We start from the raw sequence: 15,277 nt of genomic DNA on the forward strand, positions 1-15,277 counted from the left end.
TGGCTGAACGAGACATCCTTTTACAGAGGGACGGCAACAATGAGTTGCGGACTTCACTGGAATCCTCCACCTTAACCTCTACATTAATTCACAACAATGTCACGGACGACGATTGAGGCACCGTTTTCAGAAACGGAAATTGAAACCGAGGCGGAGCGTCTGCTTGCCAAACTCATGCACGTAGATTGTGATTCCCGGCATTCCTGGAATATCGAAACGTGCTGCTCGGTCGCGCCATTGACCCTGGAGATCAACGCCCTCAAAAAGGAAAAAGAGGCAATCATACTGGCTCACTCCTACGTGGAGCCAGAGATTGTCTACGGGGTGGCTGACTTTTCCGGCGATTCGTATTTTCTATCGATGAAAGCGAGGGAGGCGAAAGCGCGTCGAATCATCTTTTCAGGAGTGGTGTTCATGGCGGAGACGGCAAAAATATTGTCTCCAGCAGCCGAGGTCCTCGTGCCTGATCGAAACTCCGGTTGTTCTCTAGCAGACTCGCTGACTGGTGAGCAGCTGCGAGAACTCAAAGCGGCCTATCCCGAAGCCGGAGTGGTCTGCTATATTAATAGCACTGCAGAGGTGAAAGCCGAGTGTGATGTTTGTGTGACGTCGAGCAACGTTTACAAGATTGTTGCGGCCATGCCGCAAAAGCAGATCCTGTTCGTCCCAGATCGTTTAATGGCGGACAATATCCGCGTCGAGATGAAAAGGAGAGGTATCGAAAAGAAGATAATCTCTTCGGATGGTACTTGTATTGTGCATGACCAGTTTGATCCTAATCTGATTGCCGAGTCGCGGACCAAGTTTCCAGGTTTGAAAGTCGTGTCCCACCCCGAATGTACGATGGAAATCACGGGCAAAAGCGACTACGTTGGAAGTACGGGGGGCATGATGGATTACGTGAAAAAAACGGAAGCGCCGTACTTTATGATGCTGACAGAATGCGGGTTGGTGGAGCGCATTGAAGTTGAGAGTCCGGAAAAGCGATTTATTTCAGGGTGCAAGCTCTGTCCTTACATGAAAATGAACTCTCTGGAAAAGATTCGGGATATTCTCGTTTTGCCTCGACCTGAGCAAATAGTCGAACTCGAAGAGTCGCTTCGCGTGAAAGCGCTTCACTCGATTGATCGGATGTTCGAAATGAGTTAGTGGATACGATTCGGACAGATTGCCTGGTCATCGGAGCAGGACTGGCGGGCTGTTCCTATGCCCACTGCGCTTCCCAGCTAGGAATGTCGGTCACACTTGTGTGTTCGAATGAACTTTCCAAGGGAGCGAACAGCCAATGGGCTCAAGGGGGTATCATTTTCGATACGTCCCTAAATGCGGAGCAGCTCAAGCGGGATATCATATCCGCCTCTGATGGTACCTCGAATCCAGAGGCGGTCGACTCGCTGGTCGAACATGGACAGGAAGCGGTGCAGTCGCTCTTGCTGGATGAGCTTAATGTGCCGTTTGACCGCGAGAAAACGGGTGATCTTAAGTATACCCGCGAAGGAGGCCACACTGACCGTAGGATCATTTTCTCCAAAGATCTTACGGGTTTGGCGATTCTGACTAACATGCACGAGCATGTGGTGGGTTTGAAAAACGTATCCGTTTTGACCAACACGGTTGCGGTGGACCTTTTGACGCTTTCGCACAATTCGCTTGATCCGCTCGACAAGTACAAGCCAATTACCTGTATCGGGGCTTATGTCCTGGATACCCAAACCGGGAACATTCGGGCCATCATTGCGAAAAAGACGATTCTGGCGACGGGTGGCATGGGCCAGATTTTCCAGAATACAACCAATCAGGAAGGGGTCGTCGGCCATGGAGTCGCGATGGCCAAGCGATTGGGGGCGCGAGTGATCGACTTGGAGTACATTCAATTCCATCCGACCGTTTTCCTCAAGAAGAACTGTCCCTTGTTTCTCGTTTCGGAAGCGGTGCGCGGGGAGGGAGGTGTGCTCGTAAATAGTGAAGGTAAAGCATTCATGGATACGATTCATCCAATGAAGTCTTTGGCCCCTCGTGACATCGTGGCCCGGGCAATTCACCAGGAACTGATTTCTTCGGGGGAAAGTTGCGTCTATATCGACCTTTCGTCGATGAAATCTGATTTCGTTAAAGAACGTTTTCCTTCCATATACCAGCGGTGTTTCGAGAGTGGAGTGGACATCGCCAAAGAGCCGATACCGGTTGCCCCGGCGGCCCATTATAGCTGTGGTGGCGTCTTTACGGATCTCAAAGGTCGATCCTCAGTTTTGAATCTGAATGCGATTGGCGAGACGGCCTGTACAGGGTTACATGGAGCGAATCGCCTCGCGAGCACTTCTTTGCTCGAGTGCCTTGTAACGGCGAAACTAACGGCGGAAGCGGATTGCCAAGATGTTCGATCGGCTAACTTCCATTTGCCGGCCGTTCGCGATTGGGAAAGCCCGGACGAGAGTCCTGACGAGGTGCTTATCCAGCAAGACATGCGGCTGATTCGAAGTACTATGTGGAATTACGTTGGCTTGATCCGATCTTCGCGTCGCCTGCACCGGGCAAGGCGAATTCTATTGGAACTGGAGCAGGAGATCAGCGAGTTTTATTCGGGCAACCGGTTAACCCGTTCCTTGATTGATCTTCGCAATGCGGTTCGAACTGCCTTGCTCGTCGTTCATGCGGCGAGTTTGAACTCGGAAAGTAAAGGAAGCCACTTTGTCGTGGTTGGAGATGATGAAGTTGATACCCTAGCGGCAGCCACGGACGAAATAAAATAGGCTCGTCCGCGTTGTATTTGTAATTGCCCTCTCAGCAAAAAACCAAACAGTTCGAACCATGTCAACGATCTCGAGTACTGATCTATTGGAGCAACTCAAATGGCGTTATGCCGTCAAAGAATTCGATTCCCGTAAGGAGATTCCGGAAGAACTGGTTTCTGCGCTAGAAGATTCGCTTGTGTTGACTCCGTCGTCGTTTGGGCTACAGCCTTGGAAGTTTTATCTAATAGAAGACCAGGCAATCAAAGACCAGCTTCCTGAGATTTCTTGGAATCAGCCTCAGCCAAGGGATTGTTCTCACATGGTGGCTCTTGCGATAAAGAGAAACTTCGCAGAAGCAGACGTGAGCAATTTCATCGATTGTCTTGCCGCCAGTCGAAATGTTTCGGTGGAAAGTCTTGAAGGCTATAAGCAATTTGCCGGAGGTTTCGTGGCTCAAGGAGTGAGTGAGGGATGGATTGAGCATTGGTCCACTCACCAAGTTTATATTGCGATCGGCCAGTTGATGTCCAGCGCGGCTCTTCTGGGAATTGATGCTTGTCCCATGGAAGGCATCCAAGCGGACAAGTACGACGAAATCCTTGGATTAAATGGGACTGATTATCACGTGGTGCTCGGCTGCGCTTTGGGATACCGTGCTGAAAGCGATAAGTACGCTACCATGAACAAGGCACGATTTCGCAAGGAGGAAATGATCGAAAGGCGCTAGTGCATTGGCAGGACCCGCGATCCGAATACGTTAAGATCGCTAGCCCGGCTCATTCTGGATGGGTACTGAAGCACCAGGCCGTGTGGACTGGCTTTCGTAGATCTAGAAACCTCAGAGGTTGACAGCTCTCGAACTTTTTCGAGTCTCCCTTGTTACAGTTTGGAGACACTTCTAAAATCATGATCCGCATCAACGAGAACTTCCTGAAGCTGAAGGCTTCCTATCTTTTTTCAGATATCGCGAAACGAATCGCGTCCTACCAGGAGGCGAATCCCGATAGTTCAATCATCAAGTTGGGGATTGGCGATGTGACGGAGCCGTTGCCAGAAACGTGCCGAGCTGCGTTTCACTCTGCGATCGATGAGATGGGTACCCGAAGCGGTTTCCATGGCTATGGACCCGAGCAAGGCTACGAGTTTTTGCGCAAGGCCATTGCGGAAAACGACTTTCAGGCCAGGGGCGCGAACATTTCTGCCGACGAAATTTTCGTTAGCGATGGCGCAAAGTGTGATAGCGGGAATTTCCAGGAAATTTTCGCTGAGGACATCAAGATCGCGGTTCCCGACCCCGTGTACCCAGTCTACGTGGATACCAATGTAATGGCCGGCCGAGCGGGTGAGAACATCAACGACCGGTACCAGGGATTTGTCTACTTGGAGTCGACTCCGGAAAATGGCTACGTTCCGTCGATCCCTGAAGAGGCGGTAGATTTGGTTTATCTGTGTTTTCCGAACAATCCAACTGGAGCGATGGCGACTAGGGAACAGTTGAAAGCCTGGGTGGATTACGCAAAGGCTTCAGGTGCGCTGATCCTATTTGATGCGGCCTATGTGGCTTTCATCAGGGACGAGTCTTTGCCGCAGAGCATTTACGAAATCGAGGGAGCGAGTGATGTAGCGGTCGAGTTTCGCAGTTTTTCCAAGAACGCGGGTTTTACCGGAACACGCTGCGCCTACACTGTGGTTCCTAATGGTCTGGTCGCAACCGGCTCGACGGGGAAAGAGCATTCTGTCCACGCATTGTGGAACCGCCGTCACTGCACCAAATTCAATGGAGTTTCGTATCCTGTTCAAAAAGCAGCTGAGGCGGTCTGCAGTGAAGCTGGCAAGGCGGAGGTTAAGGCCTTAACCGATTTCTATTTGGCTAATGCGAAGATTGTAAGGGCGGAGATTGAAGCACTCGGTTTTTCCTGCGTTGGAGGAGATAATTCTCCTTACGTTTGGATTAATGCGGGCCGACCTTCCTGGGAGTTCTTTGATACCTTGCTGAACGATGCGGGAGTGGTTTGCACTCCAGGCGCGGGATTTGGCTCCTGCGGTGAGGGCCATATTCGGATCAGTGCATTCAATAGCCGGGAGAATATTGAGGAAGCGATGAAGAGAATTCGAAAGGCCTTAGCCTAGTCCACGCGATCTTAAAATCTGCCCGTTCGCGGGCCAGGGAGCCTGAAAGCAGGGTTTCAGAACCTTGTTCATACGCTCTTGACAAGCTGGGATCGTTTTTCGACTGTCTGCGGTTCTTATGAGCATTCTAGCCGACATTCTTACGATCGTTCTCGTTCTTCTTTCCTTGTTTCTCATTCTTGTTGTACTTATGCAAAAAGGAAGTGCCAACGGAGGCATGGGCGCTGCAATGGGTGGAGGAATGGCAGAAGCCGCTCTAGGTGCTGAGACATCCAATGTTCTAACCAAGATAACGAGGAATACGGCAATCGTCTTTTTCGTTATGGTTTTCGGTTTAGGTTTGGCCTACATCTATTTGCATAACGTTGAGCTAATGGCAGATGAGAATGCACTGCCGGAATTCGCCGCACCTGAAATGGATGCTGCAGGATTGCTGGAAACGCTATCGGGTCCTGAATCAGCTGCAGACGAGGCAGCGGACGCCTTGGGTGACCAGGTCGATTCTTTAGCCACCGAAGCGGAAGCCGCGGCCACTGAAGAAACGAAAAGCGAGTAAGTCGTAAAACTTTTTTCCGATGGTCGGGTCTATTCGCTCAATGCGCAAGATTCCGGCCTTTTTTGTGGCTGCCTGTTTGGCGGCTTTGCTAATGCTCTCCTCGAATGCCCAGCGCAGGATTTCAGATTCGAGCCCATTGGATACGCTAGGAAAAAATCCGAGCCAGGAAAAGGGTTGGGAGATTTTGAAGCGATTTCGGTCTTTTGGTTGGGATGGCGGGTATCACTGGCGCGTGCAGCTTAAAAATATGCCGAGGCGGGAGGGAGCTTGGTACTTGAACGGGGAGATATACGGGTATCGGTCAGATAGGGGTCCCATTAGTCGGATCGACATAGTTGAGCAGGCAGTTGATGTGGATGGGAACGGGAGCCAGATTGAGAAGCGGGTCTTGCGATTGCTTTTGCAGAGCGGCCAAGATTCCTATGCCATGGGCAAGCGGACTGGGGAAACAGGCCCGCCGCTTGTATTTGATTCAGAGGCCGCTCTAGAACCCATAGCTGGATCGGAGTTTAGCTTGTTCGATCTACTAGCTCCGCACGTCTATTGGCCAAAATTTCGTTATGAAGGCAGAACGACATTCCGGGGAAGCCCAACCCATCTTTTCTGGATGTATCCGCCAGAAGGGGATCGGTTGCTAAATGAACGTATTGGAGGTGTGCGGATCTTTATAAACGACCAGTTCAACGTCCTAACTCAAACGGAGATTTTTGACCCTGAGAAGACGAAGCTGAAAACAATCTATATCATCGGTGTCGACAAGGTGGATGGTCAGACGATTTTTAGAGAGTTAGATGTTCGCAATGAAGTGACTCGTGACAAGACACGACTTAAAATATTGGACGCAAAGATGGGGTTGGAATTGCCTGCGAGTCTATTTACCGCTCAGTCTTTGATGGATGATTTGCAACATCAGACGATCTCGATTGTCAGGCAAGAGACGTTTGAATCCGTCCAGTAGTTCGGCGTTTTTTTTGAGGCTCACCAACGTATTCGCATAGCTCCAGTACCGGTTGAATACCTTCTGTGTCAGGATCGAGATACTTAAATGGTCTTGATCATTGAAATTAACTTTTTGGTGGGCTGACCGAGTTACTGTCCATGGTATTATGATACGTAGACCCCATATAGGGAACAGGTAATTAACCTTCAGTCACCCATGGTGGAAGGCGTGATTAGACCAAGCCTTTCTAGTGACAGATTTTCTCGACCTCGTTGAAGGAGCCACCGGAAGAGAGATTGGGCATCAAGTGCCTTGGCATTGAGAAAGCAGGGCAAGTGTTACCGCATATTTTGAGTATTGAAATTTTCCTAATGTAAACCTAAGTGAAATGGGGTTCGTATCCAAGCTGCTGTACTAGATGGGATTGTGAGGTTGCCAATGTCTGGATACAATTGGCCAGCCCTGGAACTCGATCCAAAACTGAGAAATGGAGTAGGGTAATGCGCAATACGCACTTTAGATTTATGCTTTCTCAAGATTCTGAACGGTAAAAATGGCGGTTTTGACTGTATTTTGAGGTTGGGTACCTCTGACAGTTAGCGGAAATAGGGTGAATTTATCTAGATTAGGGTCTTTGCTCTTCGGTTTTGACAAATATTTTGAATACAATGTACTGAAACTCGACTTTTTTGGAAAAATGGGTGTAACCAGATTATTATAACACGAATGTTGTTGAAATTACACAGGATGGTAGTATCAAAAGAAAAGAGGTGCGATTCACGTCCTCAAAACAATACTGTTAAAATATTATAACCACACTACAGCAATGGCAGCAAAGAAAAGCGCCGAGAGTTCACCTCTCACATTCGATCTGAAGGCAGATCTCATCGCAGTTCTGGACAAATATCAGTCCAAACTTGGTGGTGTATCAAAAAGCGAAATCATTCGTCATGCGATTTCGGGATTTGATTACAACTCCTTTAAACCGGTGGTAGAGTCGCATCGTCAGATTTCGGTTCGGCTTCCACTAAAACAAAAGAATGCTCTCGTGAGACTCGCGAAGGGCAAAAAAGTAAGCATCGGAGAGTTACTTCGTGCCGCTCTAGAAAGCCTACCTGGCAACCCTGCTAAATCTGGGATTGAGAAGGCAGCTCCAAAGAAGGCGGCCAAGAAGGCGGCCAAGAAGGCGGCCAAGAAGGCGGCCAAGAAGGCGGCCAAGAAGGCAGCTCCAAAGAAGGCGGCCAAGAAAGCAGCTCCAAAGAAGGCGGCCAAGAAAGCAGCTCCAAAGAAGGCGGCCAAGAAAGCAGCTCCAAAGAAGGCGGCCAAGAAAGCAGCTCCTAAGAAAAAAGCAGCACCTAAGAAGGCAGCACCTAAGAAAAAGGCAGCTCCAAAGAAGGCAGCACCTAAGAAAAAAGCAGCACCCAAGAAAAAAGCAGCACCTAAGAAAAAAGCAGCACCTAAGAAAAAAGCAGCACCTAAGAAAAAGGCAGCTCCAAAGAAGGCAGCTCCTAAGAAAAAAGCAGCACCTAAGAAAAAAGCAGCACCCAAGAAAAAAGCAGCACCTAAGAAAAAAGCAGCACCCAAGAAAAAAGCAGCACCTAAGAAAAAAGCAGCACCTAAGAAAAAAGCAGCTCCAAAGAAGGCAGCTAAGAAAAAGAAGTAGTATAGCGGACTATTTTCTTAGATTCATTTCGAGAGCCGAGGCATCTAGCCTCGGCTTTTTTCTTTCTGGTTTGGGTGAAGAAATGTAGGAGCTTTGTATAAAGGTTCAGGTCAAACGGAAGCGGGTAAATGGGGATGCCTACTACTCCTATCGAAAAAGGCATGGTGTGGCTCCTGACCGATCAATAGCAGATGCCGCTGAAGGATTCGGTAGGATCCAGGGGAAGTGTTTTATCATTGAGGTTCTGCCAATCGAGCGGAAAGATCAAAGAAGAGTCCGGTCCTGCCATCGGAGTTTCCGAGATTCGGTTGTAACGCTTCCTGAATACCAATATAACAATTTATGTCCCTCTTCCTTGGAATTGATAGTGGCACCCAGAGTGTCAAAGCCGTAGTTTACGATGCAGAATCCAAACGCGTGATTTCTGACGGACGAGCTTCCCATTCGCTTATCAAAAATTTGCCCTCCGGGCACATGGAGCAGAATCCTGATGAATGGACGCAGGCAATGGACATTGCCATACTTCAAGCGTTGGATAAAGTTGACAGAGCGGCCATTGAGGGAATCGGAGTCAGTGGACAGCAACATGGATTCGTTCCATTGGATGAGTCTGGAAAAGTAATACGACCGGCTAAGCTGTGGTGTGATACCAGTACTTTGGATGAGTGTGGGCTAATTTCTGAAGCTTTGGGCGGTGAAGAACAGTCAATCGAGAAGATTGGGAACCGCATTCTTCCCGGATTTACGGCCCCGAAAATTCTCTGGATGAAGCGGAATGAACCGCAGAACTTTTCTAAACTGAGACACATCCTGTTACCTCATGACTACCTAAACTACTATCTTACCGGGGAGATGTTCATGGAGTATGGGGATGCATCGGGAACAGCTGTCATGGACATCCGGACCCGATCATGGAGTATAGAGGTGATTGAGGCGATTGACCCGTGTGTTGAGGACTACCTACCTGCCTTGTCTTCCAGTAGCGAACCTTGTGGAAATCTGCGGCCCGAAATCTCCGAGAAGTATGGCCTGTCTCAACGTGTTATGGTCAGTGCGGGAGGGGGTGACAATATGATGGGAGCGATTGGGACGGGCAACGTGCTTCCGGGGGTAGCGACTGCTAGTTTTGGAACGAGTGGGACAATCTACGCATACAATGAAAAACCGGTTTTGGATCCGAGAGGGGAAATCGCTGCGTTTTGCGATTCTACGGGAGGGTATCTGCCACTGATGTGCACCATGAATGTCACTACAGTATCCGAGCAGTTTAGAGCGCTCTTTCAAAAAGACCACGATGCTTTGAGCGACTCCATAAGTCGGGCGCCGATAGGGTCGGGGGGATTGGTGTTGCTCCCCTATCTAGATGGAGAGCGCACTCCGTCGATTCCTAGCGGATCGGGTGTAATGATGGGAATTAACCGCAATACTCTGAATCCCGACTATATGATTAGAGCGGCGATAGAGGGGGTTACGATGGGGATGAATTTTGGGTTGAAGCGACTAAGAGAGTTAGGGGTGACAACGAATGAAGTTCGACTTACGGGAGGTGGTTCGCGTAGTGCTGCCTGGAGACGCATAATCGCCGACGTTTTCGGCGTGACTGTGGTTTGTATGAAGGAGGATGAAGGCGCGGCGCTGGGAGGGGCGTTGCAGTCAGTCTGGTGCGTACTTCGAAACTGCGATCCGCAAACAACGATCGAGTCCGTCGTGGAAGGGGCCACCTCACTCGACGAATCGACCCGCTTGGATCCGAATGAGTCCGCTGTGTCTCGGTATGAGGAACTTCAGTCGTTTCAATCTCAGTTGTCCCAGACTTTAGAAACGGTATTTAAAGATCACGCTCGTTTCAAGTGAGGCTTGGGAAAAAGTGAGATCACCGAACAGACTTGGCGGCTATAACGGGGGGATTTTGGTATTGATTATCGCATTTTCCAATCGATGGATAATTGTATCGAGCGTCTGGATGCGGGCACGCATTTTGCAAACCGAGTTCACGACTGTCCAAGGGGCGTGTGGTTTGTCGGTCTTTGAAATCATCTCGTTGATGGTTTCTTCATAAAGGTCCCATTTTTCCCTATTACGCCAATCTTCGTCAGTTATCTTCCACTGCTTGAGCGGGTTCTCTTGCCGTGCCTTAAAGCGCTCGAATTGGGTTTCCGCATCGATATGAAGCCAGAACTTTATGATTACGGTGCCGTAGTCACTCAAGTGGGATTCCATTTCGTTGATTTCACCATAGGCTCTTTGCCATTCTTCGTTGGAACAGAGTTTTTCCACCCGCTCGACCAAAACCCGTCCGTACCAGGAACGATCGAATATTTCCAAGCGACCTCTACGAGGCATACGTTCCCAGAATCGCCAAAGGTAGTGATGATCTAGTTCGACTGAAGTAGGTACTCCAACGGGTGTCACGTGATAGGATCTTGGGTCAATTCCCTGGACTAGCCGCTTGATACAGCCTCCTTTACCCGCTGCGTCCCAACCGCAGTAAACTAGGACTACGGGAATTTGCTTCGAGTATATTTCGTTAACCAAGTCATCGATTGTTTGTTGGCGAAGCTTCAACTCCTGTTTGTATTTGCTACGCTCCATCGGCTTTGTGAACTTGGCTTCCGATAAATAGCTCTTCCCATTGTAAGGAATCCAATGGGTTTCAATTGTTTTTTGAGCTTCTTTTTTCTTCTGCTCAATTGCGGACTCTAACTTTGCGATAATCGTCTGATAAATTTTGACCGCAGCGCCTCGAGTATCCTTAGTGTCGATAACTTCCCAGCAAGCGAAGGGGGAGCCAGTCGCTTTGACCATTTCTGAAACCTGTTCCATATACGGCTTGTATTGCTTGTGCCGTTTCCAGTCTTTGGAACTCACTCGCCAAGCCGTCTTGGGGTTTGACTCAAGTTTCTTGAGTCGCCTGGCCTGCTCTTTTTGGGGAACGGTGAGAAAAATCTTTGTGATTGCGACCCCGGCGTCGTTTAACTGCCTCTCAAAATTGCGTATGTGGCTCCAGTATTTTCCGAGATCCTTCTCGCGTATCGCCTGCTCTGCCCATGCGTCCAGAACGAGGTAGTAGGGTCCTCGATCATAGAACTGTATTCTTCCTCGAGAAGGAGTATGGTTCCAAAACCGCCAAAGCAAGGGATAGGCCCGTGGTTCAATGTGACTGGCATGGGTCGAATAGACCTCGTAGGCTCTAGAGTCCATTTCCAGTAGAATTTGGTTTAAAAGAGCACCTTTTTCTGAGGCATCTAGTCCTTCGATTAGAACGAGCGCTGGAATGCCGAGCTCTTTTGCCTCTCGTTGGACGACCCCTAATCGAATCGCAAGATCCTTGATTTTCGGCTTTTCGATCCGCCTCGTTCCTACCAAGTTAGTCGCGTCGCTCATCTACATCGGGGGACCATATTCCCCCGTTTGAAAAAGCCAAGCATCTCAATTGGCTTAGGCGAATCTTTCGCACCCTGTTTACATTGCTTCGGCGAATGCGTTGCTTGATCAGGATTCGTAGCCAAATAACTGATTCTCTTTAATGAAAGTGGCGGTTTTTTCGGGCAACATGTCCTCCCAGGATTTGTCGCGACTGGCAATTCGATCGAGAATGTCCCGGGAGAATATATCCATAAGCGACTCGTCGATACCTCTGATATGTTCGATATAACCGTTTTGCAGCAAGTGCTGGTAGAGGTGAGACAACCGGTTATCGATTCGAAGGTTTTCGCAATTGATGACGAGCTCGTCCGCAATTCCTTTGCTAGGTGGGGGAGTAGTGCTATGGGTCGTTTCGCCGCCGTTGGACCGTGTTTCCAGATAGTGCCGGTATGCGTTCTGCTTCATCGGGTAGATGTACAGTTTAACTGAGTTTCGAAGCAGGCGGCCGAATCCTTCGAGAATTCCTCCAGGAAGGTGAGTGTAGTATTTCTCGTTAAAGACTTCGAGCAGGTTGTTGATGCCCATGGCGATTCCGATCATCTCCTTGGTGTAACGCCTAAAATACTGGCTGAGCCGGTAGAATTCAAAGTAGTTGGAAATGAGTGTGTAGTTGCCGGTTGTCCCGAGAGAGTCGATACGATGGAGGAAGTCCTCGTAATCAATTTGGCCGCTAGCTTGTAGATTGTTCATGGTGATTTCCGCCATCACAATGATCTCTTTTTCCACCAGGCTGGGCTCTTGAATGAACTGGCCCCCGGCGCATTTGAGCATGTCGATGTTGACTTTTGTAACGGGTCGAAAACTGCCCCGTTCTACGAGCACCGCCTTCTTGTAGAGGGCATTGGAGGCGAGTTCGACTTTTCCTTCAGGTGAGAACATGACCGCTTGCGTAAGTCCCTTCCTCACCAGGTGAAGGTTCATGATTCGATTGTCGATCGCGGCGAATTCAGGACCATCAAATTTTATGAGATCTACTTCGATTCGATTGGGCGAGAGGTTGTCGAGTAGTGACTCGATTAGTTCTTCCGGCTGATGTCGCAGATAGAATGCTCCATAGATCAGATTGGTGCCTAGTATTCCAACCGCGTGTTGCTGTTCCAGATTGGATTCGTCAAACATGCGGGCATGCAGGAATATCTTGCTCGGTGGATCGATGGAGTCGGCTTGGAATTGGATGCCGATCCAGCCATGAGCGTCGTTCGGGCCTTGGTAGGGTCGGGTTTTAACGGTATTGGCGAATGAGAAAAACGTCCTTTCCGGGTCGGCTTTTCCCAGTCTTTGTTCGAGTAGATCATACTCGGTCTCAAGCATTGTGATGAGCCTACCGCGGGAAACGTAGCGTTTGGACTTCCCGTAAATCTGGTCGCTAAAGGTCATGTCGTACGCCGAAATAGTTTTCGCGATCGTTCTGGCGGCGCCTCCTGCTTGGAAAAAGTTGCGAGCCGTTTCCTGGCCGGCTCCAATTTCGGCGAATGTGCCATACTTGGAGTCATCTAAATTTACCGACAAGGCTTTCCGGTTGGTGGTGAGGGGCTCGCTTTTTGTAAATTCAGTCATAAGACGGTTGCCGAATCGATTCCCCATACGCTCAGATGCGATTGCTCAAAGAGAAATGCGTTCGTTGCCCTGTGCTCAGCAAGATTGGTACCGAAGTTCTAAAATAGGGGCAATTGATTCATTCTAAGCGAATTGAAGAAAACGCAGTTGCAACAATAGTGTTGCTCTAATACGACGGTAGCCCTTCGGTGTGGGCGTTTCTTCGTCTAAAGTTTTCCCTATATAATCCATGCAGACTCTTCTTATCGCTTTGGCCGCCGGAGTACTTTATGTCGTTGCCTACAACACCTATGGTAAATGGCTCGCCGGCAAAATATTCAAACTGGACGCGAAGGCGACGGTTCCCAGCGTTGCGTTGAATGACAACAAAGACTATGTTCCGACAAGCAAAGGAATCATCTTTGGTCACCACTTCACATCGATTGCCGGGACGGGGCCTATTGTTGGACCTGCCTTAGCGGTCATCTGGGGTTGGGTCCCTGCACTTTTATGGGTTCTTTTCGGCTCGATATTGATTGGCGCGGTCCACGACTTTGGCAGCCTCGTTGTTTCCATGCGAAATCGAGGCCAAACTGTAGGGGATATTGCAGGACGAATTCTCACAAAGCGAACCCGCTTACTGTTTCTTTCCATTCTCTTTATGGCGCTGACTATTGTGTTGGCGATCTTCGGCCTCGTCATCGCCAATGTGTTTGATTTGTATCCATCCTCGATTTTTCCGTGTTTGGTGCAAATCCCGATCGCCGTTTTTATTGGAGCATCCCTGCATCGCAAGGGGGTCAATATTCTCATTCCCTCAATCATCGCTCTAGCGATAATGTATCTTTCAATCATATTTGCTGAATGGGGAATCTTCCATGCGGTAAACTACAGCCTAGGGGGCGAGCCGGGAGTGCTGAATGATGGATTAAGCCTTTTTGGTTGGGTTCTTGTACTTCTGATTTATTCCTATGTAGCTTCAGTTTTACCGGTTTGGATCTTACTACAGCCTCGCGACTTTATCAACTCGCTGCAGCTGCTCTCGGCTCTAGCGTTAGTCGTGGTCGGACTTGCGGTTGCAGCCTTAGTGGGAGGTGCTCCCGTTTCAGCCGGAACGGGTAGAGTCAGCCTGGAAATTGTGGCACCCGCATTCCGTTGGGCTCCAGAAGGCGCTCCGTGGATATTTCCGTTTCTCTTTATTACGATCGCCTGTGGAGCCGTGAGCGGATTTCACTGTCTTGTTTCTTCGGGTACATCTTCCAAGCAAATCAAATCTGAGATGGATGCTCAGTTTGTAGGTTATGGTTCCATGCTTACGGAAGGGTTCCTCGCGACACTCGTTATTCTGGCCTGTGTTGCTGGGATTGGCCTTGGGGCGGCGTCTATCGACGGGGGAATATTTGTTGGCGACGCCGCGTATGAAGCTCGTTATGCTTCTTGGTCCACCGCACAGGGTCTTGGAGCCAAAATTGGAGCCTTTATCGAAGGGTCGGCGAATTTCCTGCGGGCGATGGGATTGCCGGCATCGTTTGCGATCGCCCTTATGAGCGTTTTCGTAGCGTCTTTTGCCGCGACGACACTTGACACTGCGTGTCGCCTCCAACGCTATGTGATCCAGGAGCTAGCCTCTACTTTTTCCCCTAAGTCCTACGAACAGGAAGGTGAAGCGAGCCAACCAGGCGGCTGGAATCCCGTCGCATGGCTTACGGGCAAGCATGGGGCGACTATTTTCGCAATTCTCACGGCAGGTTTTATAGCTGCTATCCCGTTGCCCGGTTCCCCTTGGGGATGGGATTCAGCGGGGAAGGGAGGGCTCATCCTCTGGCCGCTTTTCGGAGCGACCAATCAGTTGCTCGGCGGGCTCGCCTTTCTCGTCATTACATTTTGGATGTGGCGTCGCAATTTGCCGGTTTTCTTCGTGGCGATTCCAACCGTCCTCATGTTGCTGCTTCCTGGAATTGCTATGGGTATTGAACTGTTTAAACCCAATGGCTGGCTGGCATTGCAGCAATGGCATTTGGTTTTTATTGGTTTGGCGACCATGGCGCTTGAAATTTGGATGATCGCCGAGGCGTTGATAGCATGGCCCAAAGCAAAAGGAGTTCTGGAGCCAGGTCTCCCCAGCCTTCCTGGTACTGCAGTGTTGGAACCTCAGTCTGAAGGGGGTCGTTCCTGTTGAGTGGCGATACTCATAGCTGATTAGGGAAAACTCAGAAGATTTCGTAAAAATTCGGTCTATAGTGCTTGGCTGCAAATTTACGTTGCTGCAGGAATTGCTAATGTGTGTGTTTTGA

The 15,277-nt window shown here is 49.5% G+C and carries 11 protein-coding genes; 9 read left to right on the forward strand and 2 right to left on the reverse strand.

The window, feature by feature from the left end:
* Nucleotides 1-96: 96 nt before the first annotated feature.
* The 8 genes from nadA (at nt 97) to xylB (ending at nt 9,875) form a co-directional block, all read left to right on the forward strand.
* A complete protein-coding gene (gene nadA, locus GA004_RS05800; RefSeq protein ID WP_283396364.1) occupies nt 97-1,149 on the forward strand; it encodes a quinolinate synthase NadA in 1,053 nt (350 codons plus the stop codon).
* On the forward strand, nt 1,149-2,750 hold the full coding sequence (nadB, locus tag GA004_RS05805; protein WP_283396365.1) for an L-aspartate oxidase: 1,602 nt from the start codon (nt 1,149-1,151) through the stop codon (nt 2,748-2,750). Before nadA ends, nadB begins: the two co-directional genes overlap by 1 nt.
* A gap of 58 nt (nt 2,751-2,808) precedes the next feature.
* Nucleotides 2,809-3,459, forward strand: coding sequence for an NAD(P)H-dependent oxidoreductase (locus GA004_RS05810; RefSeq protein ID WP_283396366.1), 651 nt, complete (start codon nt 2,809-2,811; stop codon nt 3,457-3,459).
* Between the two features lie 179 nt (nt 3,460-3,638).
* On the forward strand, nt 3,639-4,862 hold the full coding sequence (locus tag GA004_RS05815) for an LL-diaminopimelate aminotransferase (RefSeq protein WP_283396367.1): 1,224 nt from the start codon (nt 3,639-3,641) through the stop codon (nt 4,860-4,862).
* Between the two features lie 118 nt (nt 4,863-4,980).
* Nucleotides 4,981-5,418: a preprotein translocase subunit SecG gene (secG, locus tag GA004_RS05820; protein WP_283396368.1), complete on the forward strand. Its 438-nt coding sequence runs from the start codon at nt 4,981-4,983 to the stop codon at nt 5,416-5,418.
* Nucleotides 5,419-5,458: 40 nt separating this feature from the next.
* Nucleotides 5,459-6,376 (forward strand): outer membrane lipoprotein-sorting protein, encoded by a 918-nt coding sequence (locus GA004_RS05825; protein ID WP_283396369.1) that lies wholly within the window; start codon nt 5,459-5,461, stop codon nt 6,374-6,376.
* 808 nt (nt 6,377-7,184) lie between these two features.
* Nucleotides 7,185-8,021 carry a CopG family transcriptional regulator gene (locus GA004_RS05830; protein WP_283396370.1) on the forward strand — a complete coding sequence of 279 codons (837 nt, stop codon included), beginning with the start codon at nt 7,185-7,187 and terminating at the stop codon, nt 8,019-8,021.
* A 342-nt stretch (nt 8,022-8,363) separates the two neighbouring features.
* Nucleotides 8,364-9,875 (forward strand): xylulokinase, encoded by a 1,512-nt coding sequence (gene xylB, locus GA004_RS05835; RefSeq protein WP_283396371.1) that lies wholly within the window; start codon nt 8,364-8,366, stop codon nt 9,873-9,875.
* Between the two features lie 39 nt (nt 9,876-9,914).
* On the opposite strand, the gene GA004_RS05840 is transcribed toward xylB, so the two are convergent.
* Both GA004_RS05840 and GA004_RS05845 read right to left on the reverse strand, forming a co-directional pair.
* A complete protein-coding gene (locus GA004_RS05840) occupies nt 9,915-11,405 on the reverse strand; it encodes a hypothetical protein (RefSeq protein ID WP_283396372.1) in 1,491 nt (496 codons plus the stop codon).
* Between the two features lie 108 nt (nt 11,406-11,513).
* Nucleotides 11,514-13,004, reverse strand: a complete 1,491-nt coding sequence (locus GA004_RS05845; RefSeq protein WP_283396373.1) for a TonB-dependent receptor — start codon at nt 13,002-13,004, stop codon at nt 11,514-11,516.
* A gap of 229 nt (nt 13,005-13,233) precedes the next feature.
* Between GA004_RS05845 and GA004_RS05850 the strand changes: the two genes are divergently transcribed.
* Entirely contained in the window at nt 13,234-15,162 is a 1,929-nt protein-coding gene (locus tag GA004_RS05850; RefSeq protein ID WP_283396374.1) for a carbon starvation CstA family protein, read from the forward strand.
* The last annotated feature ends 115 nt before the right edge of the window (nt 15,163-15,277 follow it).

The sequence above is a fragment of the Candidatus Pelagisphaera phototrophica genome, from assembly GCF_014529625.1.
In the GTDB taxonomy this organism is placed as follows: Bacteria; Verrucomicrobiota; Verrucomicrobiia; order Opitutales; family Opitutaceae; genus Pelagisphaera; species Pelagisphaera phototrophica.

What these genes read in the sequence shown, in the direction of transcription:
- GA004_RS05830 (WP_283396370.1), top strand. Translation starts at nt 7,185, where the DNA reads ATGGCAGCAAAGAAAAGCGCCGAGAGTTCACCTCTCACATTCGATCTG.
- secG (WP_283396368.1), top strand. Translation starts at nt 4,981, where the DNA reads ATGAGCATTCTAGCCGACATTCTTACGATCGTTCTCGTTCTTCTTTCC.
- GA004_RS05850 (WP_283396374.1), top strand. Translation starts at nt 13,234, where the DNA reads ATGCAGACTCTTCTTATCGCTTTGGCCGCCGGAGTACTTTATGTCGTT.
- GA004_RS05825 (WP_283396369.1), top strand. Translation starts at nt 5,459, where the DNA reads ATGCGCAAGATTCCGGCCTTTTTTGTGGCTGCCTGTTTGGCGGCTTTG.
- GA004_RS05810 (WP_283396366.1), top strand. Translation starts at nt 2,809, where the DNA reads ATGTCAACGATCTCGAGTACTGATCTATTGGAGCAACTCAAATGGCGT.
- xylB (WP_283396371.1), top strand. Translation starts at nt 8,364, where the DNA reads ATGTCCCTCTTCCTTGGAATTGATAGTGGCACCCAGAGTGTCAAAGCC.
- nadA (WP_283396364.1), top strand. Translation starts at nt 97, where the DNA reads ATGTCACGGACGACGATTGAGGCACCGTTTTCAGAAACGGAAATTGAA.
- GA004_RS05815 (WP_283396367.1), top strand. Translation starts at nt 3,639, where the DNA reads ATGATCCGCATCAACGAGAACTTCCTGAAGCTGAAGGCTTCCTATCTT.
- GA004_RS05845 (WP_283396373.1), bottom strand. Translation starts at nt 13,004, where the DNA reads ATGACTGAATTTACAAAAAGCGAGCCCCTCACCACCAACCGGAAAGCC.
- GA004_RS05840 (WP_283396372.1), bottom strand. Translation starts at nt 11,405, where the DNA reads ATGAGCGACGCGACTAACTTGGTAGGAACGAGGCGGATCGAAAAGCCG.